The organism is Flavobacterium xueshanense, from assembly GCF_900112975.1.
Lineage (GTDB): Bacteria > Bacteroidota > Bacteroidia > Flavobacteriales > Flavobacteriaceae > Flavobacterium > Flavobacterium xueshanense.
Genome location: NZ_FONQ01000003.1, coordinates 1 through 19,760, shown reverse-complemented (window position 1 = coordinate 19,760; position 19,760 = coordinate 1). Strand labels below are relative to the sequence as shown.

Genomic DNA, 19,760 nt, shown 5'->3' with positions numbered 1-19,760 from the left:
AATTTGAAACTATAAAAAAGACTGTATTGCTAACTCGTAACTTTTTAAACCAAAACCCAGAATAACACCATTGGCATATCCTGAAATGTAGGATTGATGTCTAAAACTTTCACGGGAAAACGTATTCGAAATATGGACTTCAATAACTGGGGTAGTAATGGCCTTGACAGCGTCGCCAATTCCGATAGAAGTATGCGTGTATGCTCCGGCATTCAAGATAATGCCGTCGAATGAAAAACCAAACTCCTGAATTTTATCAATTAATTCGCCTTCAATATTACTCTGAAAATAAGTAAATTCTATGGAAGGAAATTTTATTTGTAAGGTGGTGAAATATTCTTCAAAAGTTTGAGTTCCGTAAACTTCTGGTTCACGTTTGCCAAGAAGATTGAGGTTTGGTCCGTTGATGATACTGATTTTCATACGTAGTTAATATTTGTTTTTTATTTGAATATGGAATTCGCATATGACTTATCTGGTTTTCATTACATCTCCGATATGCTCATTTCATAATTCCTGTTTTGGTAAAAATAAAAAAACCGTTCCAATTTATAGAACGGTTTTAATAAATTTAATTTTATTATTTCTAGAATTTAAATCCAGCAGAAATTTGCACTACTGAGTTCTTAACTTCTGCATCTTGTGAAGCTTCAGTCAAGCCTAATACATAACGACCTTGTAAAAAGAAATTTTTAGTAACATTTAAACTTAAACCTCCGGCTACGCCAAATTCAAAAGTTTCAGCGTCTTTAAAATTTACATTATTTCTTTCACTCAATAAAAATGAAGCTTGTGGTCCAAGATCTAAACTCACGGTCTTGTTAAAATTTATTTTTGCTAAAACAGGAATGGATAAATAACCCAACTCATTTTTGAATTCTTCAAAAGCATTTTTATAGGTTGCTCCCTGAGTCGAATACAATAATTCGGGTTGTACAGAAAAACCATCGGTCACTTTAATTTCTGCAATTAAACCAGCGTGGTAACTAGTTATAGCCTCTTTGTCATAATTATCACTGTTAATTGTAATACCACTTCCTGACTGATTTGCGTAATTTAAACCACCTTTTAAACCAAATTTAACCAATTGTGCTTGCATGTCTACTGACGCTGCGAGTAGAACTACTGCTACTAAAATTATTCTTTTCATAATTTGTTTTTTAATATTAATTAGTTTTTACTGAAATAGGACTCTTAATCAAAACTATTTTGCTGGATATTTATTGTCTTAATTATCTGTTAAGTCTAAAAGCAAATATTAGTCCAAAAATATTGATAAATTATTAGTTGGAGTTCTTATTTATGAAAATTTAAATATAAATTAGACTTTTTTTGTTTTAAATTAATGCAGTACAGTAGTTTATCTCTAGATCTATTTTTTGATTATTTAAATATTTTTTTCTATTATTTTACTGATAGCTGTAATTAAATAAAAATAATTGTGTCAAAAGTACCTCCACGTTGACGATAAATTTGCAATAAAAATGTTAATAACTTGTAATGGTAGGAAGTGTATTACTTTAAAATTGCTATACTTTTATATCCGTATTCATAACTAATCAAAAAAAAATGAAAAAAATTATTTTATTGGTATTTATCGCTTTATTAAGTTTAAGTGGCTATGCACAAAAAGAAGGTGGTTTTAGAGTTGGTCTGGATTTAGGAATTGTACCTACCAATGGCGGCGGCGGTATACTGTTATCTTTGGAACCAAAATACAACATCAAAGATAATATGAATGTTGGTTTAAGAATAGGAGTAGCTGCGATTGTTCGTGATGTAAATGATTCTGGTGCCACTACTAGTGCAAAAGCCTCAGCTAATGGCTCTTATGTTGCCACTTATGATTATTATTTTAATGCGTCTGGGAAGTCTTTTGTTCCTTACATAGGTGCTGGTGCGGGATACTATAGTATCGCAAATGTAGCGTTTGATGATACAAATAATTCTAATGGTGTAAATGTAGATGCAGCCGGTAAAATGGGAGGATTAGTACGAGGTGGTTTTGAATGGGGGAAATTCAGAATGGGATTAGAATATAATTTAGTACCTGAATCTACTTTACAAGATATTAATGGTAATAATAAAGGAACTGTAGCTAATTCCTATGTGGGAATCCATTTAGGATTTTATGTGGGTGGTGGCAAATGGGAGAAGTAATATTTGTATCGGAAGAATTATTTATTAAGATCTTTTGAATATTGTTAATAACTTGTTTTTATAAGAAGTATATTACTTTAAATTTATTATAATTTTATATCATATAAACAAATTAAAATTTAAAAATGAAAAGGATTATTTTAACAGCTGCGGCAGTATTTGCTTTTGGGTTAGCTAATGCGCAAGAAGCAAAATTCGGTTTTAAAGGCGGATTAAATATCGCAAATTTTGAAGGTGACATTGAAGGCTTAGATTTGAAATCGAAAACAGGATTTCATTTGGGTGGTTTTGTTGCTATAAAATTATCAGATAAAGTTACCCTTCAGCCGGAAGTACTGTTTTCAACTCAAGGAGCAAAAGTAGATAATATTCAACAAGATGTAAACGGAACGGTTTATACTGCCGATGTAGATTTTAATTTATCCTATTTAAACGTACCATTAATGCTAAAGTACTATGCCGCTGAGAAATTTAATATTGAATTTGGTCCACAAGTAGGGTTTTTAACTGCTGCTAAAGTAAAAGCAACCGTAGATGGTATTTCTGCTGAAGAGGATGCAAAAGATCAATTTGAGTCGGTAGATTTTGGTGTTAATGTAGGTGCAGGATACGATTTCACAGAAAAATTATCTGCTGGTTTAAGATACAACCTTGGTTTATCTAATATCGCTAAAACTGAGCCTGGAGATGATTCTAAAATTAAGAATTCTGTTTTCTCTGTATCTTTAGGATATAAATTTTAATATTTCTTGAAGTAAATTTCTAAACCTCCCAATCTGGGAGGTTTTTTTATCCTCAAAAAAGAGTTACTTTGTAACCATGAATTGGGACAGCTATATAAAAAATTATCAATCGTATTTGAAAATTGAACGCGGTTTATCGAAGAATACAATAGAAAACTATTCTTTTGATATTGAACGTTTGCGCCTTTTTTTAGAGACAAATGAAATCGATGTTTCCCCAATTAAAATTAGTGATGAAACGGTCCAGCAGTTTATTTATAGCGTTTCAAAAGAAGTCAATCCACGTTCGCAAGCCAGAATTATTTCCGGTCTGAAAAGTTTTTTCAGCTATTTGATTTTTGAAGATTATAGAATAGACAATCCGTTAGAACTAATCGAAACACCTAAAACAGGACGGAAACTTCCGGATACATTATCTGTAGAAGAGATTGATAGACTTATCGCGGCTGTTGATTTGACCACCAATGAAGGAGAGCGCAATCGCGCCATACTTGAAACCCTCTATGGTTGCGGACTTCGGGTTTCGGAACTAATTGCATTAAAAATATCGGATTTATTTTTTGATGAAGGTTTTATCAAAATAACTGGGAAAGGGAATAAACAACGTTTCGTTCCAATCAGTGATTTTACGCAAAAATACATTCAGATGTATAGGAATACTATTCGAAAACATCTTACGATTCAAAAGGGTTTTGAAGACACATTGTTTTTAAATAGAAGAGGAAAACAATTGACACGAGCTATGATTTTTACGATTATCAAGAACTTGGCTGTAAAAATTGATCTTTATAAAACAATCAGTCCACATACTTTACGTCATTCTTTTGCGACTCATCTTCTTGAAAATGGTGCTGATTTGCGTTCGATACAGTTGATGCTTGGTCATGAATCCATAACTACCACAGAGATATATGTGCACCTTGACAGAAGGTTTCTAGCAAATGTTCTGAATTCATTTCATCCAAGGAAATTGTTGGACGACAAATAACATTGCTGCATTATAAAATAAAAAAAGACGCATCGATTTTATATCAATACGTCTTTCTATTTTAAAGATTGACTTTGTTTTATTTAGCAATATTCACTGCTCTTGTTTCACGAATAACAGTTACTTTGACCTGCCCAGGATAAGTCATTTCCGTTTGTATTTTTTGGGAGATATCAAAAGATAAGCTTGCAGCATTTTCATCCGAAACTTTTTCACTTTCCACAATTACACGAAGCTCTCTACCCGCTTGAATAGCATAAGCATTTTTCACACCGCTGAATCCGTAAGCCACTTCTTCAAGGTCTTTCAAACGTTGAATATAAGAATCCAATACTTGTCTTCTTGCTCCCGGTCTAGCTCCAGAAATAGCATCACAAACCTGAATGATTGGTGATAATAATGATTTCATTTCAATTTCATCGTGGTGAGCCCCAATAGCGTTGCAAACCTCTTCTTTTTCACCGTATTTCTCTGCCCACTGCATTCCTAATAAAGCGTGTGGTAAATCGCTTTCGGCATCTGGAACTTTACCAATATCGTGCAATAAACCGGCTCTTTTAGCCAGCTTTACGTTAAGTCCAAGCTCAGCAGCCATGATTCCACAAAGCTTAGAAACTTCACGGGAGTGTTGTAATAAATTTTGTCCGTAAGAAGAACGGTACTTCATGCGTCCTACCACTTTAATCAATTCAGGATGCAATCCGTGAATTCCTAAATCGATAACGGTACGTTTACCAACTTCTATAATTTCATCGTCAATTTGTTTAGCAGTTTTTGCTACTACTTCTTCAATTCTAGCTGGGTGAATTCTACCGTCAGTAACTAATTTATGTAATGCCAATCGTGCAATTTCTCTACGTACAGGATCAAAACAAGAAAGGATAATCGCTTCCGGTGTGTCATCTACAATAATCTCTACTCCGGTTGCAGCTTCCAGTGCGCGAATATTTCTTCCTTCACGACCAATAATTCTACCTTTTACATCATCTGATTCAATGTTGAATACCGAAACACAGTTTTCTACTGCTTCTTCAGTTCCTACTCGTTGAATGGTATTGATGATGATTTTTTTAGCTTCTTGTTGTGCTGTCAATTTTGCCTCTTCAATAGTATCTTGAATGTGAGACATTGCTTTGCTTTTAGCTTCTGCTTTCAGTCCTTCTACCAATTGATCTTTAGCTTCTTCAGCAGATAAACCAGATATAACTTCTAACTGTTGCAATTGACTTTTGTGTAATTTGTCAACTTCAGATTGTTTCTTATCTAGATTTTCAATTTTAGTCGCGTATTCTAAAGTTTTGGTTTCGAAATCATCGTTTACTTTTTTAGCTTTTGATAACTCGTTAGATATTTGAGATTCTTTATCACGAACTCTTTTTTCTATCTCAGCAACTTTTTTATCACGGGATAAAATAACTTGTTCATGTTCTGATTTTAATTCAATAAATTTCTCTTTTGCTTGTAGAATTTTATCTTTTTTAATGTTTTCAGCTTCCAGATTAGCATCTTTCAAAATGGATGCAGCCTCTTTTTTTGAATTTTTAATTAAGTTTGAAATATTGCTTTTTTCTATCAATTTGGCGATAGCAAAACCTCCCGCAATACCTATAATTCCTGAAATAATAATCGTTAATATGTTGTCCATGTTTGTTAAAATTTATGTATAAAAAAGCCTACATTAGAGTGATTGAATAAACTCGAAAAGACAAGTTTTGAGCTAACTCACTGTTCAAGTTTCCTCGCCGGAGCGTGGCATGCTTTAGTAGTGATGATTTGCTCATTCTAAATTGTTAGTGTTGAGTTTACCAAATATGAACTAATGTAGGCAGTATCTTAGTTTTTGTAAAGAACGTTTATTTGTCGAGATATTGATCTAAAACCGCATTGATTTTTTTTATTCTTTCAATGGTAGCTTCTCCGTCAATGGCATTATCAATTTGTTTTTGTTCTGTTTGTGAGGCAAATTGTAAGGCACACATTGCCAAAACATCTTGTTTGTCACGAACAGCGTAATTTTCTTCAAATTGCTTAATCATTTTATCAATCTTTTTCGAAGCGCTTCTAAGACCTTCTTCCTGCGAGAAATCAACCGTTAACGGGTAAACTCTATCTGCGATTGATATTTTAATTTTAAGCTTTTCGTCCATATCTTTTATTAATCTGATAGCTGCGCTATACAGTAATCAATTTCGCGAATTAATGAATTTATTTTAAGCTTCGTATCTCTTTTATTGTCGTCACTGCCTAGTAATGTATTTGCTACTTTTAGAGTTTCATACTGCGTTTTCAGCGCTTCAATCTCTTGTGACTGACTTTGTATTATGGATGCAGTTTTTATTAATTCGTTTTTCAAATCTTGATTATTTTTCTCTAAAACTTTCATTTTATTGAAAAGTTTTTCGACTTTATTTTCAAGAGTATCAATAATTTCTGCAATCGCACTCATTATATATCTTATTCATTACATAATCATACAAAGTTAGTATTCCTTTTTAATTTTGCAATATTTTATTATTTTTTTTGCATTAAATTAATTAAATATCAGTTGTACAAATGGTTACGAACTGTTTTTTTTAGTGATGATTTGAATACTTTTTTTATCTTAGCAAAAATGTAAACCATGAGATTTTCTGTATATTTTTTATTTTTCTGTACTGCTGTTTTTGCACAAGTTGACTATCCAAAAGATTATTTCAGATCACCTTTAGATATTCCGATGCAATTATCCGGGAATTTTGGCGAGTTAAGACCCAATCATTTTCATGCAGGTTTTGATTTAAGAACACAACAAAAAGAAGGATTAAAAGTGTACGCAGTGGCTGATGGCTATGTGTCAAGAATAAAGATATCTACTTTTGGAAACGGAAAAACAATTTACATCAACCATCTTAATGGATATACTTCGGTTTATGGACATTTAAAAATGGCCAATGGTGAAATAGAAAACTACATCAATAAAACGCATTACAAAGAACAATCATTTGAAATCGAAATGTTTTTTAAGCCAGATGAAATGGTGGTAAAAAAAGGAGAAATTATTGCTTTTTCTGGAAATACAGGAGCTTCAGAAGGACCGCATTTGCATTTTGAATTTCGTGATTCTAAGACAGAATTCATAATCAATCCGATGCTTTTTGGGTTCAATAAATTTTTAAAGGATACAAAGAAACCAGTTGTTTCCGGAGTTTATGTATATCCTTTAGATTCGAAAACGACTGTTAATCAATCGAAACGACCTTTATTACTGAATGTTTCGTTGCAAAAAGACGGCACATATATTTCAGATAAAGTAATTGCAAATGGTTCAATAGGTTTTGGCATTTCGGGTTATGACACAGACGACGTTTCGTTTAATTATAACGGAGTGTATAAAGTACAGTCTTTTTATAATGGAAAAGCAAATTATGGATATGAATTTAATACCTATTCATTTGATGACATGCGTTACATCAACGCGCTAATTGATTATTCACGATACAAGAAAATGAAGCAACGGGTTCAGAAATTATTCATGAAAAACCCATATAATTTGAGTTTCATTCAAGCCGATGAAAATAAAGGGATTTTACAAGTAAGTCCTAATTTAGCATCTCAATATCGCATTGAAGTTTCGGATTTCTTTGGAAACAAAAAAATAATAGCAATTCCCATCAAATATGATGTTCTGCCTACCGTAATCCTTAAGGAGTCATTGCAATCAAATTATTTTGTAAGAGCAAACAAAGACAGCAATTTCACTTTAGCAAATATGTCGGTTTTCTTCCCTGCTGGAACTTTTTATGAAGATTTTGATTTGAATTTTGATGTAAAAAATGACACATTATTTTTACATGATGATACTGTTCCTGCGCATACGAATTTTACAGTTTCAATTGAAGACACAAAATCTACTGAAGCTCAAAGAGAAAAAATATTTATCGGCAGAATCGAAGGAAAAAAAATAAATTACAATCCCACCTATAGAAAGGACAACGTTTTCAATACGAAGGTTAAAATTTTAGGTAAATATGCATTGGTTTCGGATATGGTTGCACCAAAAATAAGCATGGCCGTTCCCGTACAAGGAAAATGGATTAGCGAGCAAAAAACAATTCAGCTTTCCATTTACGATGAATTGTCAGGTATAAAATCATACAATGGCTTTTTAAACGGAAAATGGGTATTATTCGAATACGATAATAAAACCAGAAAATTAACTCATTATTTCAGTGATGGAATTGTTGCTGACGGTGCCAATGATTTAAAAGTTGTGGTGATGGATAATGTAGGAAATTCGACAACCTACGAAACGCGTTTTTTTATAAGCCTAAAAAAATAAAAACCAAATAACTTGAGCACTAATAAATTAATTTTTGTTTTCTTTTTTTGCTTCGCAAGCCTACCTTTTTTGGCCCAAACGGCTAGAATAAAAGGAGTTATTTTAGACAAAAACAATCAACCGGTAGAAAACGTAAATGTTTCGTATTCCAGTATTGGCACTCAATCCAATAAAAATGGATTTTACGATATAAAAGTCCCTGCGAACCAAAAAGTAACGCTAGTTTTTACGCATGTCTCGTTAAAAAAAATAACGGTAATTTTTTCTTTGGATTCCAATGAACAAAAAGAGTTTAACCCAGTGATGAGTGATCGGGAAGAACAAATGGGGGAAGTGATTGTGACATCGAAGAACAGAAAGTTAATTCAGGGTGTCTTTACAATTGAGCCTGAAATGATCCGAAAAATTCCGGGCGCTAATGCTGGTATCGAAAACATTTTGAAAACCCTACCTGGAGTAAATTCTAATAACGAATTGAGTACGCAATATGCCGTGCGTGGTGGAAATTATGATGAGAATTTGGTTTATGTTAATGAAATTGAAGTCTATCGCCCGTTTCTAATTCGTTCGGGACAACAAGAAGGATTGAGTTTTATCAATACGGATTTAGTTCAAAATGTTGATTTCTCGGCTGGTGGTTTTCAGGCGAAGTTTGGAGATAAATTATCGTCTGTTTTAGACATTACTTACAGGAAGCCGATTAGATTTGGCGCAAGCGTTGAAGCGAGTTTTCTTGGCGGAAGCCTTTCGGTTGATGCGGTTTCCAAAAATAAAAAGTGGGCTGCGGTAACGGGAGTTCGATACCGAAACAACAGCCTTTTAGTAAATAGTCAAGAAACGCAAACGAATTTTACGCCATCCTTTGCGGATATTCAAACCAATATAAACTATCAGCCGTCGGCCAAATGGCAATGGAGTTTTCTGGGAAATATTTCTCAAAATAAATACCAATATCAGCCATTGACGAGACAGACTAATTTTGGAACGATAAACAATCCTATGACACTGACTGTTTTCTATGAAGGTCAGGAAAAAGATAAATACGATACTTATTTTGGAGCTTTAAAGACAACTTTTAATCTTTCGGATAACTTTACTTTGAAATTTATTGGTTCAGTTTTTCAGACTTTAGAACAAGAATATTTTGATATTTTCGCCCAATATCGTTTAGGCGAAGTGGATTCCAGTATTGGATCAGAAACGTTTGGAGAAGTTGCTTTTACAAGAGGAATTAATTCTCAGTTGAGTCATGCCAGAAATGATTTGGATGCCTTAATTGTAAATACAGAGATAAAAGGATTTCACGATTGGAAAGAAAACCAATTTGAATGGGGAATTAAATATACACGAGAATCCATTCGTGACAGAATAATAGAGTGGGAGGTAATTGATTCGGCTGGTTTTTCATTGAATCCACCAATTATTGATTTGGCTAAAAATGATCAACCGTATTCGCCTTACACTGGACCGCTTGTTCCGTATCAAAATATCCGGGCGACTAATTTGAACGACATCAATAGATTTTCGGGTTATGGTCAATGGAGTTTAAAATTGAATATTGGTTCGAGTGAAGTTTGGTATAATGCTGGCGTGCGTTTGCACAATTGGGAAGTTACATGCTCTACTACAGCAGGAAAATCCCAAATTACTTTTAGCCCCAGAGGTCAATTTGCCATAAAACCAGATTGGGAGAAAGATATGGTTTTTAGACTTTCGGGAGGATTATACCATCAGCCTCCATTTTACAGGGAATTGAGGGATGCTGAGGGAATCGTGCAACCCAATACGAAGGCGCAACAATCTGTTCATGTTGTTTTTGGGAACGATTATAGTTTCAAAATGTGGGAACGTCCTTTTAAATTGGTTTCGGAGTTGTATTATAAATCGCTAACGGATGTAAATACCTATACGATTGACAATGTTCGCATTCGTTACGCTGCCAACAATAATGCTACAGCGTACGCGCAAGGATTGGATATTCGATTGAACGGAGAGTTTGTACCCGGGACAGAATCGTGGTTTAGTTTTGGTTATTTGAAAACAGAAGAAAACAGTAATGATAGAGGATATATTGCCCGACCTACAGATCAAAGGTTGAAATTTGGGCTTTTGTTTCAAGATTACATGCCTAATATTCCAAGCTTAAAATTGTACCTGAATTTAATTTACAATACTGGATTGCCTGGTGGTTCGCCATCGTATGCAGATGCTTATCTGTACCAAAATAGGTTGAATGATTACCGCCGTGTGGATGTAGGCTTCTCTAAAGTTTTTATCGATAATACAACCGTAAAAAAGAATACGGGTTGGTTTAAGGACTTTAAAGAGTTGGCGATAGGTTTAGAGATTTTTAATCTTTTTGACAATCAAAATGCCATCACAAATACTTGGGTTCGCGATGTATATTCTAAAAATCAATATGCAATTCCTAATTATATGACCACCAGAGTTTTTAATGTGAAATTGACTGCGAAGTTATAACCCTAAAGAATTTGTAAAGTTAAACCGAGTTTTAATTCGTTAAATCAAGTATTGAATGCCGTTACCATTTTTAAAAATGATTACATTTGAATTTTAAAGTACAGGATTATGAAAAAACTACATATTACATTAATAGGAATCGCAATTTTGCTTTTAACGAGTTGTAAAGAGGAGGTTGAAAAACCAAAAGTTACTTACGATGGAACAAATAGAGCAAAAGAACTTGCCAAAGCTGATTCAACCCAGATACAAATTGCCGATTTACCACTTCAAATGGACGGAACGGATTATTTGATTCATCCTGTTGCTGATTTAAGCATTCGTGAAAAAGGGATAAAATCGAGATATGGTTCTTCGAGTGTGAATGATTTGAGTTTTACCATATCGAATTATGGCGAATTTGAAATTACTGGTTTCCTGCAGAATTTGAAATTCCAAAAAGTTGATTCGGATTCCATCAGAAAATTGACTGAAAAACCTGTTTTGATTCAAACAGCTACATATTTAAAGTCGGTTGCGGATAATACTAATAATCAAATTATGGTATACACGATGGTTGATATGGATACAAATAAAGATGGAAAATTAGATACAAGTGATATTAAAGCATTGTATTTAAGCGAAATAAGCGGCGAGAAATTTACTAAAATATCTTCTGATTTTCAGGAATTAATCGACTGGAAATTGATTGGGTCTAATAATCGTCTGTATTATAGAACGGTTGAAGACACTAATAAAAACGGACAATTTGACAAGACAGATGTTGTGAATTACTATTACATCGATTTGTCAAAAAAGGAATGGAAAACAATTGGGTATGAGCCGGTTTAGGACTGCTGATTTTAAATCAAAATATCACTTTCCAAGTCTGATTTTTCAATCGTGAAATCAAAACCAAGTTGCTTAACTAGTCGAATGACCAGGTTTTTATACCAGTTTTCGGATTTGGGATGAATGTAAATTTTTTCGATTAACTGATTGATGTCTACATTAATTTTTAATCCATCATTTATTTTTATATCGCTTTCGCCAATGTCAGTGATAATACGTACTTCGCCTTCATATTGAAAACTTTTTCGCTTGAACAAAAAAGGAAAAAACATGTCATCAAACGGAATGTGTTCTTTTTTGTAATCGATATAATTTACTTCCCCAATATATTGTTTCAAATTTATTTCAGGAATAAGCGATTCCTGCAAACGCCCAATTGTAGATTGAATTGCCAAGCCTTCACTGTTTTGTGTGAAAATTTGCCACATGGCGAACGATTCATATTCATTGATGTGCCAGCTGCTGATGGCTACTTTTTCCCGATGTGTTTTATAATAATCTAAAAAGTCAGGGTTGTCAATCGAAAGCTTTTTTATTTCCTCAAAAGTAGGCTCGCTGAAAGTACCTTCATATTGATCTTCAAACTTATCGGATCGGGACATAAATAGCTTTTCTGACATCAACAAGTCTAAGAATTTCGATAAATCTAGGTACTTCCAAACAACCGTGTTTGGATCTTCAGGAAGTTTTATGTTTGGATTGGTGATGTACATTTTTCAGACTTAAAGATTTAAAATAATATACTTTAAAGATTTTAATGGTCACGAAAAACGGTGTTCTTCATCGTTATTCAAAAGATTGCATAGACACTAATTTATTATACATGCCATTCAATGCAATTAGTTCGTCGTGTTTTCCTTGTTCCACTATTTTTCCTTTTTGCATCACCACAATCAAATCTGCTTTTTGAATTGTGGAAAGACGGTGCGCAATAACAATTGAAGTTCGGTTTTGCATCATGTTCTCCAAAGCTACTTGAACAAATTTTTCGCTTTCGGTATCCAATGCTGATGTGGCTTCATCAAGAATCATAATCGGAGGGTTTTTCAAAACGGCTCTGGCAATCGATAAGCGTTGTTTTTGACCACCCGAAAGTTTGTTTCCGCTGTCTCCTATGTTTGTGTGAATACCTGACGGTAAATCTTTGACAAATTCATAGGCATTGGCAATTTTTAATGCTTCAATAATTTCTTCATCTGTAGCGTCTATTTTTCCCAATGCGACATTAGCTTTGATTGTATCATTAAATAAAATACTGTCTTGTGTAACCAGTCCCATCAACCCTCGAAGTGATTTTAAACTAAAATCTTTTATGTTGGTCCCATCAATCGTGATTTCCCCTTCACTGGTGTCATAAAAACGGGTGAGCAAATTAGCAATGGTACTTTTTCCGCTGCCGGATTGCCCGACAAGAGCCACCGTTTGTCCCTTTTTAACTTCAAGCGTAAAGTCTTTTAAAACATTTTCTTTTTCGTATTTGAAGTTAATGTTTTTGAGGGTTATGTTCGAATCGAAAGTGTTTTTTTCAATAGCATTTTCTTTTGAAGTGATTTCATTTTCGACTTCTAAAACTTCAAAAACCCGTTCTGCGGCAGCTAAACCATTTTTCACGGCATAAGATGCTTTTGAAATGGCTTTGGCGGGAGTTAGAATATTGAAGGCCAACGTAAGAAAAACAATAAAAGCGGCGCCTTCAAGAGTTTTATCAATTAACACTAAGTTTCCTCCATACCATAACAAGGCAGCTATTGTTGTGATTCCTAAAAATTCACTTAATGGCGTTGCCAAATTATTTTTGTCTCCAATGCTATTTGATAAATGCAACAGTCGGGTTACTGAACCGTTGAATCTGTTTTTAAAATTAGGTTCTGCGTTGTAGCTTTTAATTACTTTCAAACCGCCCAAACTTTCATCTACTATTGAAATCAGAAATCCACTTTCTTTTTGTGCCTGTAAAGATTGTGCTCTCAAATTTTTAGCGATTTTTGAAATGATAAATCCCGAAATTGGAATAAAAACTAAAACAAAAAACGTAAGTTCTACACTTATAAAAAACATGGAGACTATTGCAAATACAATCGTTAATGGTTCCTTTACAATCAGTTCCAGTATCGAAAAAAAGGAATTTTGAACCTCGTTGACATCACCCAGCATTCGCGCCATAATATCTCCTTTTCTTTTCTCTGAATAGTAGGATATCGGTAATTCAATTATTTTGTCATACATTGATTTTCGCAAATCCCGTAAAACGCCATTTTTGAGATGCATGATGTGATGAGAAGCAAGATAATTGAACAAATTTTTGAATAAAAAAGTGATGATTACCAAAGAAACGACAAGTAAAAGGGCAAACTGAGGACTGTTATCTTTTGTTAATTCGGTTATTTTAAAATACAAAAGATCAGTTCCGTAATCTTTTATATTTCCAATTCCGGTATATATTGGCTCTTTTTCAATTGTTTTGATTTTTCCAAAAAGTACTTGAAGTACCGGAAGCAGCGTCAACATAGAAATAGTGCTGAACAACGCATAAAGAACGTTGTATATCACATTCCAGATAATATGGGTTTTATACGGTTTAGTAAAAGGAATTAATTTTATTAAATTTCTGTCCATTAGTTCAATTGCATTGCAATAATAATATTTTTAATCTTTTCGTTTAAAATGCTTTCTACATCGTTAAAATCTTCAACTGATTCCAATTCTGTGTTTACACTAATATAAAATTTTATTTTAGGTTCCGTTCCGCTTGGTCTGGCACATATTTTTGATCCGTCTTCCGTATAATAAATCAATACGTTCGATTTTGGAATATCCATTTTGGTTTCCTCATCCGTAAGCAAATTTTTCGCTATCAATGATTGGTAATCTTCCAGCATAATCACTCGTTGTCCGTTGATTTCTTTCAATGGATTTTCTCTCATGTCAATCATCATCTGATTGATTTCCTGCAAACCATCCATTCCTTTTTTAGTCAATGAAACTAAGTATTCTTTATAAAAACCGTTATCAACATATAGTTGTAGTAATTCTTTGTAAACCGTACTTCCTTTGGCTTTGGCTTGAGCCGCAAGTTCGCAAATCAATAAAGTAGACGCAACAGCATCTTTATCGCGTACGGCATCGCCTACCATGTAACCAAAACTTTCTTCACCGCCACCTATGAATTCCAACTCAGGAAAATCTTTAATCATCTTGGCAATCCATTTGAAACCAGTCAAACCCACTTTGCACTCTACATCGTAGTTTGTTGCTAATTCCATCATCATAGGAGTAGAAACGATTGTAGAACCTACAAATTGTTTTCCATTAATTTTCCCTGCTTTTTTCCATTGTTCCAATAAAAATGCAGTCATCAAAATCATGGTTTGATTTCCATTAAGTAACGTCATTTTGCCTTCGTTGTTTCTAACGGCAACTCCTAAACGGTCACAGTCAGGATCAGTCCCAATAACAATATCCGAATTCGTTTTGTCCGCCAAAGCCAATGCCATTGTCAGTGCTTCTGGCTCCTCTGGATTTGGAGATTTTACAGTTGGGAAATCACCATTCGGCACTCTTTGTTCTTCAACAATATTCACGTTAGGATAACCCGCTTGCGATAAGGTATCAGGCACTAAGGTTATGGAAGTCCCATGTAAAGAGGTGAAAACAATATTCAGATTTTCTTTGGCGTCAGCCGAAGTTCCAAAGCTGGCATTCTCGATAGTCGATTTGATAAAAGCTTCATCAACTTCGGTATCAATATAATGTATCAAATCTTCATTGGCAGTAAACTTGATTTGATTGTAATTTAAATTCTCGATAACAGAGATGATTCCCTCATCTTCTGGTGGCACAATTTGTCCACCATCTTGCCAGTACACTTTGTATCCGTTGTATTCTGGTGGGTTGTGAGAGGCAGTTAGAACTATTCCGCATTGACAACCTAAATGTTTCACTGCAAATGACAATTCTGGAGTAGGTCTCAATTCCGAAAACAAATACACTTTAATTCCGTTAGCCGAGAAAACATCTGCCACTACTTTGGCCAACGTATCGCTATTGTAGCGGCAATCGTAAGCAATAACTGCTTTCAAAGGCTGGTTAGGAAATGCAGTGTGCAAGTAATCCGAAAGTCCTTGCGTAGTTTTTCCTAGCGTATATTTATTGATGCGATTGTTTCCTACACCCATAACTCCTCGCATTCCACCAGTTCCAAATTCAAGATTTTTATAAAAACGCTCTTCCAGTTCTGTAGGCGAGGTAGTCATCAATTCTTTAATCTCTTCCTGTGTAGCGGTGTCAAATATTGGCGTAAGCCACTCATTTACTGCGTCCAATATATTTTGTTTGATCTCCATGCTATAGTTTTTTAGTTTCTAAATTTGTAATTAAAATTTAAATCCAGTTGTTTTGTTTTTAGGAGCAATATCCTGCTATCCGCTATATCTTTTTCTTTTTTTAAAGAAAAAAAAAGAAAAAGGATGCCGCTATTATCAGGGCTAGGCATTGTGCAAACGAGAACTATTATCTTTACATTTAGTCTTAGTTTAAACTACAGAAAATTAACCTCGCTCGACACTTTATAACGCTCTTCATTGTTTTTTGTTCGCAAAATTATTTCGCCAAGAAATCCAGCCAAAAATAATTGTGTTCCCAATACCATTGTGGTAAGCGCGATATAAAACCAAGGATTGTTCGTTACCAGACTGTAGCGCATGTCATTATACATGTGGTATAGTTTTGAAATACCAATATATCCGGCAAGCATAACCCCAATAATAAACATTAATGATCCCATGGCGCCGAATAAATGCATCGGTCTTTTTCCAAATCTTGAAAGAAACCAAATAGTAATTAAATCTAGGAAACCATTGATAAAACGTTCCATCCCAAATTTAGTTTCACCATATTTTCTGGCTTGGTGCTGCACCACTTTTTCGCCAATTTTTCCAAAACCAGCATTTTTTGCCAAAACCGGAATGTATCGGTGCATTTCGCCCGAAACTTCAATGTTTTTTACCACAATATTTTTGTAGGCTTTCAGTCCACAGTTAAAATCATTCAATTCCACTCCCGATGTTTTTCTCGCCGCCCAATTGAATAATTTAGAAGGCAAGTTTTTCGCCACTACGGAGTCGTAGCGTTTCTTTTTCCATCCGGAAACTAAATCATATTTCCCATTGGTAATCATATCATACAATCCCGGAATTTCCTCTGGGCTGTCTTGCAAGTCAGCATCCATTGTAATTATAACATCACCCTGCGCTTTTGCAAAACCAGCATGCAACGCTTGTGATTTTCCAAAATTTTTCATGAAACGAACGCCTTTTACATGAGGGTTTTCTTGGGCAAATCCTTCTATAATAGACCATGAACTATCGGTACTTCCATCATCCAGAAAAATGATTTCGTACGTATAATTATGAGAATGCATCACTTTGATGATCCAATCATAGAGTTCATTAAGTGATTCCTCTTCGTTAAGAAGCGGTATAAGTAGTGATAAATTCATTAATTTTTATTCTTGTGTAGTTTTGCTTTTAAAGAATGCTGCCAAAATTAATCCGAAAATTGAACTAAAAACAATACTAAAAACAGATCCTTTTAGTAATTCTAATGTAGAATAAGGATTATTTTCTTTTAATTTTGCAATAGCTTCATTAATGGCTGATGCCGGTGTGCCAAATTTTTGCATCATATTGACAGTGTATTTAATCATTAATTCACTTAAAGTCTCTTTGGCAGAAGGATCAATGAAATTGAATAAAAGAACATTAAAAAGAGTTGAAATTAAAATACCTATTAGTGTAGCTATGAAGTAAGTCGTAAAAGCATCCTTAAAAGAGAAAATATTGTTCAGCTCTTTTTTTGTTTTCGAAAGTAAAACAATTCCCAATGTAAGATAAACCAAAATACTTAGGACTCCAATCCACCAAGAAGTAAACAAATTTAAATCAATAGCGTAAATTGTTGAAGTAATTAATGCAGAAACAATTCCAATTGTTACTCCAAAGGTTATTCCATTCTTTTTAATAATTTCATTTATCATTATTGTGGTTTTAGAATTAATCCACAAATATAGCAATTCCCAATATATTCGGAGCTAAAAATCACTTTTTACGATTATATAAAAAAAGTGAGACAAAGATTTGTTTATTGGAAAATAATTGTAAATTTGCAAACTCAAAATAATATTGTAAAACAAAAAGTTATAAGGGGTTTATACCTTTTCTGTTAGAAGAAAAGCTTCAAGACAAATTATAATTAACAAATAAAAAAGATTAACAAGATGAAAAAAGGAATTCACCCAGAAAATTACAGATTAGTTGCATTTAAAGACATGTCAAATGACGAAGTTTTTATTACTAAATCTACTGCAGATACAAGAGAAACATTAACAGTTGATGGTGTTGAATACCCAGTTGTAAAAATGGAGATCTCTAGAACTTCTCACCCTTTTTACACAGGTAAATCTAAACTTATTGATACTGCAGGACGTATTGATAAATTCAAAACTAAATACGCTAAACACGTTAGATAATTTTAACTTGTTCATAATTATAGTAAAGCCTTTCTTTTCGGAAGGCTTTTTTTATTTTATTTATTTTAAAACTTTGTAACTTTGAAGACGATATAATAAAAAGGAAGTTGTTTGAACTAATTTCTAATCAACAAATAACGGAATCAACAAATAAACAATTTTATGAATTACATACTTTTCGACGGACCTGCTAGAAATGCCTTATTGCCTTTTACTTTCACACGTCCTGTTGCAGATATTCTTATTGGTATCATGACGATTCGTCAAAAATGGGAAATGCGTCTGGGTTCTACCACCACCACATTGACAGAGGAATATTTATCAGAGAAATTTCCAATGGTAGAGTTAGAGGTAAATGTAATGATAAATGCTTCGTTTCTACCTAATGATGTATTAGCGGAGATGGTTAGTAATCTGGAACCCAATCAGGCAATTTTTAAAGGCGATGAAGTGATTGCTTTTTACACTTCGGAAGAACAGGAAGAAGTAGATTTTGATTCCTATGAAATTTTAGAGTACAACGAGGAATGTTTGACGGTACATAATACTTGGGACATTTTTTCTAAAAATGATGCGGCAATACGAGAAGATTTTGAATACTTGACTGAAGACAGAAGATCGCATCCTATTCCCAAAAGTGTCAACGTCATCGCTCCCGAAAATATATTTATAGAAGAAGGTGCAAAATTAGAGTTCGTTACTTTAAATGCTTCTACAGGTCCAATATACATAGGTAAAGATTCAGAAATAATGGAAGGTTCGGTAATCAGAGGTCCTTTTGCCTTGTGCGAAAATGCAACTGTAAAAATGGCTGCGAAAGTCTACGGAGCAACAACTGTAGGTCCGTATTCAAGAATTGGAGGTGAAGTCAATAATTCCGTTTTATTTGGTTATTCTAATAAAGGACATGATGGATTTTTAGGGAATTCTGTTCTTGGTGAATGGTGTAATATTGGAGCCGACAGTAACAATTCGAATCTAAAAAACAATTACGAAGAAGTAAAATTGTGGAGTTATGAATCGGAAGGTTTTGCTAAAACAGGTCTTCAGTTTTGCGGTTTGATGATGGGTGACCACAGCAAATGCGGCATTAACACGATGTTCAATACAGGAACAGTAGTGGGAGTGAGCGCAAATATTTTTGGCAGTGGATTTCCACGTAATTTTGTGCCAAGTTTTTCTTGGGGCGGTGCTTCAGGATTCACGACTTATATCACAAAAAAAGCGTTCGAAACTGCTCGGTTGGTGATGAGCCGCCGAAACGTAGATTTTGATGAAAGAGAAGCGGCAATTCTAGAACATGTTTTTGAGGAAACTAAAAAATGGAGAAAAGAATAATTTCTACATCATATAAAAAACAACATAAGCCTCTTGATTGAGGCTTATGTTATTTTACTGTCCCGTCCTGAAATAGGTTGTCACTCAAACAACTTAATTTATGGAATCACAATCCCCGCAAAGACAAAAACGTAGTCAACGAGATTACAGCCTAGCTTTTAAATTACAAGTAGTTGCCGAAGTAGAAAAAGGCGAGTTAACCTATAAACAAGCTCAAAAAAAGTATGGAATTCAAGGTAGAAGCACTGTTTTGGTTTGGATGCGAAAACATAGTATCTTAGATTGGAAAGAATTACCATCTATGTCACAAAAGAATACTCCAGAACAACGAATAAAAGAGCTAGAATCACTACTTTCTAAGGAAAAAGAAAAAGT

Annotated in this window: 19 protein-coding genes; 9 read left to right on the top strand and 10 right to left on the bottom strand. The window is 33.9% G+C overall.

Going from position 1 to position 19,760, the window contains the following annotated elements; genetic code table 11:
- Positions 1-9: 9 nt before the first annotated feature.
- The gene (aroQ, locus tag BMZ76_RS04515; protein WP_091203544.1) at positions 10-423 is read right to left on the bottom strand and encodes a type II 3-dehydroquinate dehydratase; all 414 of its coding nucleotides are present in this window, start codon (positions 421-423) and stop codon (positions 10-12) included.
- Between the two features lie 163 nt (positions 424-586).
- Positions 587-1,150, bottom strand: a complete 564-nt coding sequence (locus tag BMZ76_RS04510; protein WP_091203543.1) for a porin family protein — start codon at positions 1,148-1,150, stop codon at positions 587-589.
- A gap of 419 nt (positions 1,151-1,569) precedes the next feature.
- Here BMZ76_RS04510 and BMZ76_RS04505 point away from each other — a divergent pair, with 419 nt between their 5' ends.
- The 3 genes from BMZ76_RS04505 to xerD all read left to right on the top strand — a co-directional run bounded on the left by BMZ76_RS04505 (position 1,570) and on the right by xerD (position 3,891).
- The gene (locus BMZ76_RS04505) at positions 1,570-2,160 is read left to right on the top strand and encodes an outer membrane beta-barrel protein (RefSeq protein ID WP_091203542.1); all 591 of its coding nucleotides are present in this window, start codon (positions 1,570-1,572) and stop codon (positions 2,158-2,160) included.
- Positions 2,161-2,285: 125 nt separating this feature from the next.
- The gene (locus BMZ76_RS04500) at positions 2,286-2,903 is read left to right on the top strand and encodes a porin family protein (protein ID WP_091203541.1); all 618 of its coding nucleotides are present in this window, start codon (positions 2,286-2,288) and stop codon (positions 2,901-2,903) included.
- Positions 2,904-2,979: 76 nt separating this feature from the next.
- Positions 2,980-3,891, top strand: coding sequence for a site-specific tyrosine recombinase XerD (gene xerD, locus BMZ76_RS04495; protein ID WP_091203540.1), 912 nt, complete (start codon positions 2,980-2,982; stop codon positions 3,889-3,891).
- 79 nt (positions 3,892-3,970) lie between these two features.
- Here xerD and rny read toward each other — a convergent pair whose 3' ends face one another.
- The 3 genes from rny to BMZ76_RS04480 all read right to left on the bottom strand — a co-directional run bounded on the left by rny (position 3,971) and on the right by BMZ76_RS04480 (position 6,337).
- Positions 3,971-5,536, bottom strand: coding sequence for a ribonuclease Y (gene rny, locus BMZ76_RS04490; protein WP_091203539.1), 1,566 nt, complete (start codon positions 5,534-5,536; stop codon positions 3,971-3,973).
- A gap of 208 nt (positions 5,537-5,744) precedes the next feature.
- Positions 5,745-6,038, bottom strand: coding sequence for a cell division protein ZapA (locus BMZ76_RS04485; protein ID WP_091203538.1), 294 nt, complete (start codon positions 6,036-6,038; stop codon positions 5,745-5,747).
- Positions 6,039-6,046: 8 nt separating this feature from the next.
- The gene (locus BMZ76_RS04480) at positions 6,047-6,337 is read right to left on the bottom strand and encodes a hypothetical protein (protein ID WP_091203537.1); all 291 of its coding nucleotides are present in this window, start codon (positions 6,335-6,337) and stop codon (positions 6,047-6,049) included.
- A gap of 174 nt (positions 6,338-6,511) precedes the next feature.
- Between BMZ76_RS04480 and BMZ76_RS04475 the strand changes: the two genes are divergently transcribed.
- From BMZ76_RS04475 to BMZ76_RS04465, 3 genes are all read left to right on the top strand, one after another.
- Positions 6,512-8,209: a M23 family metallopeptidase gene (locus BMZ76_RS04475; protein ID WP_091203536.1), complete on the top strand. Its 1,698-nt coding sequence runs from the start codon at positions 6,512-6,514 to the stop codon at positions 8,207-8,209.
- A gap of 12 nt (positions 8,210-8,221) precedes the next feature.
- Complete coding sequence (locus BMZ76_RS04470; protein ID WP_091203535.1) at positions 8,222-10,690, top strand: TonB-dependent receptor; 2,469 nt, start codon at positions 8,222-8,224, stop codon at positions 10,688-10,690.
- Positions 10,691-10,798: 108 nt separating this feature from the next.
- Positions 10,799-11,521, top strand: coding sequence for a hypothetical protein (locus tag BMZ76_RS04465; protein ID WP_091203534.1), 723 nt, complete (start codon positions 10,799-10,801; stop codon positions 11,519-11,521).
- 11 nt (positions 11,522-11,532) lie between these two features.
- Here BMZ76_RS04465 and BMZ76_RS04460 read toward each other — a convergent pair whose 3' ends face one another.
- The 5 genes from BMZ76_RS04460 to BMZ76_RS04440 form a co-directional block, all read right to left on the bottom strand.
- Positions 11,533-12,234 (bottom strand): hypothetical protein, encoded by a 702-nt coding sequence (locus tag BMZ76_RS04460; protein WP_091203533.1) that lies wholly within the window; start codon positions 12,232-12,234, stop codon positions 11,533-11,535.
- Positions 12,235-12,307: 73 nt separating this feature from the next.
- Positions 12,308-14,137 (bottom strand): ABC transporter ATP-binding protein, encoded by a 1,830-nt coding sequence (locus BMZ76_RS04455; protein WP_091203532.1) that lies wholly within the window; start codon positions 14,135-14,137, stop codon positions 12,308-12,310.
- Positions 14,137-15,864, bottom strand: coding sequence for a phospho-sugar mutase (locus BMZ76_RS04450; protein ID WP_091203531.1), 1,728 nt, complete (start codon positions 15,862-15,864; stop codon positions 14,137-14,139). The genes BMZ76_RS04455 and BMZ76_RS04450 overlap by 1 nt, the downstream gene beginning before the upstream one ends.
- Positions 15,865-16,058: 194 nt before the next feature.
- Positions 16,059-17,018, bottom strand: a complete 960-nt coding sequence (locus BMZ76_RS04445) for a glycosyltransferase family 2 protein (protein ID WP_091203530.1) — start codon at positions 17,016-17,018, stop codon at positions 16,059-16,061.
- Positions 17,019-17,024: 6 nt separating this feature from the next.
- Entirely contained in the window at positions 17,025-17,555 is a 531-nt protein-coding gene (locus BMZ76_RS04440; protein WP_091203529.1) for a DUF4199 domain-containing protein, read from the bottom strand.
- 240 nt (positions 17,556-17,795) lie between these two features.
- Here BMZ76_RS04440 and BMZ76_RS04435 point away from each other — a divergent pair, with 240 nt between their 5' ends.
- From BMZ76_RS04435 to BMZ76_RS16050, 3 genes are all read left to right on the top strand, one after another.
- The gene (locus tag BMZ76_RS04435; RefSeq protein WP_091203528.1) at positions 17,796-18,047 is read left to right on the top strand and encodes a type B 50S ribosomal protein L31; all 252 of its coding nucleotides are present in this window, start codon (positions 17,796-17,798) and stop codon (positions 18,045-18,047) included.
- A gap of 162 nt (positions 18,048-18,209) precedes the next feature.
- The gene (locus tag BMZ76_RS04430; RefSeq protein WP_091203527.1) at positions 18,210-19,385 is read left to right on the top strand and encodes a GlmU family protein; all 1,176 of its coding nucleotides are present in this window, start codon (positions 18,210-18,212) and stop codon (positions 19,383-19,385) included.
- A gap of 100 nt (positions 19,386-19,485) precedes the next feature.
- Positions 19,486-19,760 (top strand): helix-turn-helix domain-containing protein (locus BMZ76_RS16050; protein WP_396230385.1); only part of this gene is annotated, 275 nt, incomplete at its 3' end.

What these genes read in the sequence shown, in the direction of transcription:
- BMZ76_RS04485 (WP_091203538.1), bottom strand. Translation starts at nt 6,038, where the DNA reads ATGGACGAAAAGCTTAAAATTAAAATATCAATCGCAGATAGAGTTTAC.
- BMZ76_RS04445 (WP_091203530.1), bottom strand. Translation starts at nt 17,018, where the DNA reads ATGAATTTATCACTACTTATACCGCTTCTTAACGAAGAGGAATCACTT.
- BMZ76_RS04450 (WP_091203531.1), bottom strand. Translation starts at nt 15,864, where the DNA reads ATGGAGATCAAACAAAATATATTGGACGCAGTAAATGAGTGGCTTACG.
- BMZ76_RS04455 (WP_091203532.1), bottom strand. Translation starts at nt 14,137, where the DNA reads ATGGACAGAAATTTAATAAAATTAATTCCTTTTACTAAACCGTATAAA.
- rny (WP_091203539.1), bottom strand. Translation starts at nt 5,536, where the DNA reads ATGGACAACATATTAACGATTATTATTTCAGGAATTATAGGTATTGCG.
- BMZ76_RS04440 (WP_091203529.1), bottom strand. Translation starts at nt 17,555, where the DNA reads ATGATAAATGAAATTATTAAAAAGAATGGAATAACCTTTGGAGTAACA.
- BMZ76_RS04500 (WP_091203541.1), top strand. Translation starts at nt 2,286, where the DNA reads ATGAAAAGGATTATTTTAACAGCTGCGGCAGTATTTGCTTTTGGGTTA.
- BMZ76_RS04475 (WP_091203536.1), top strand. Translation starts at nt 6,512, where the DNA reads ATGAGATTTTCTGTATATTTTTTATTTTTCTGTACTGCTGTTTTTGCA.
- BMZ76_RS04510 (WP_091203543.1), bottom strand. Translation starts at nt 1,150, where the DNA reads ATGAAAAGAATAATTTTAGTAGCAGTAGTTCTACTCGCAGCGTCAGTA.
- BMZ76_RS04435 (WP_091203528.1), top strand. Translation starts at nt 17,796, where the DNA reads ATGAAAAAAGGAATTCACCCAGAAAATTACAGATTAGTTGCATTTAAA.
- xerD (WP_091203540.1), top strand. Translation starts at nt 2,980, where the DNA reads ATGAATTGGGACAGCTATATAAAAAATTATCAATCGTATTTGAAAATT.
- BMZ76_RS04480 (WP_091203537.1), bottom strand. Translation starts at nt 6,337, where the DNA reads ATGAGTGCGATTGCAGAAATTATTGATACTCTTGAAAATAAAGTCGAA.
- aroQ (WP_091203544.1), bottom strand. Translation starts at nt 423, where the DNA reads ATGAAAATCAGTATCATCAACGGACCAAACCTCAATCTTCTTGGCAAA.
- BMZ76_RS04430 (WP_091203527.1), top strand. Translation starts at nt 18,210, where the DNA reads ATGAATTACATACTTTTCGACGGACCTGCTAGAAATGCCTTATTGCCT.
- BMZ76_RS04465 (WP_091203534.1), top strand. Translation starts at nt 10,799, where the DNA reads ATGAAAAAACTACATATTACATTAATAGGAATCGCAATTTTGCTTTTA.
- BMZ76_RS04505 (WP_091203542.1), top strand. Translation starts at nt 1,570, where the DNA reads ATGAAAAAAATTATTTTATTGGTATTTATCGCTTTATTAAGTTTAAGT.
- BMZ76_RS04460 (WP_091203533.1), bottom strand. Translation starts at nt 12,234, where the DNA reads ATGTACATCACCAATCCAAACATAAAACTTCCTGAAGATCCAAACACG.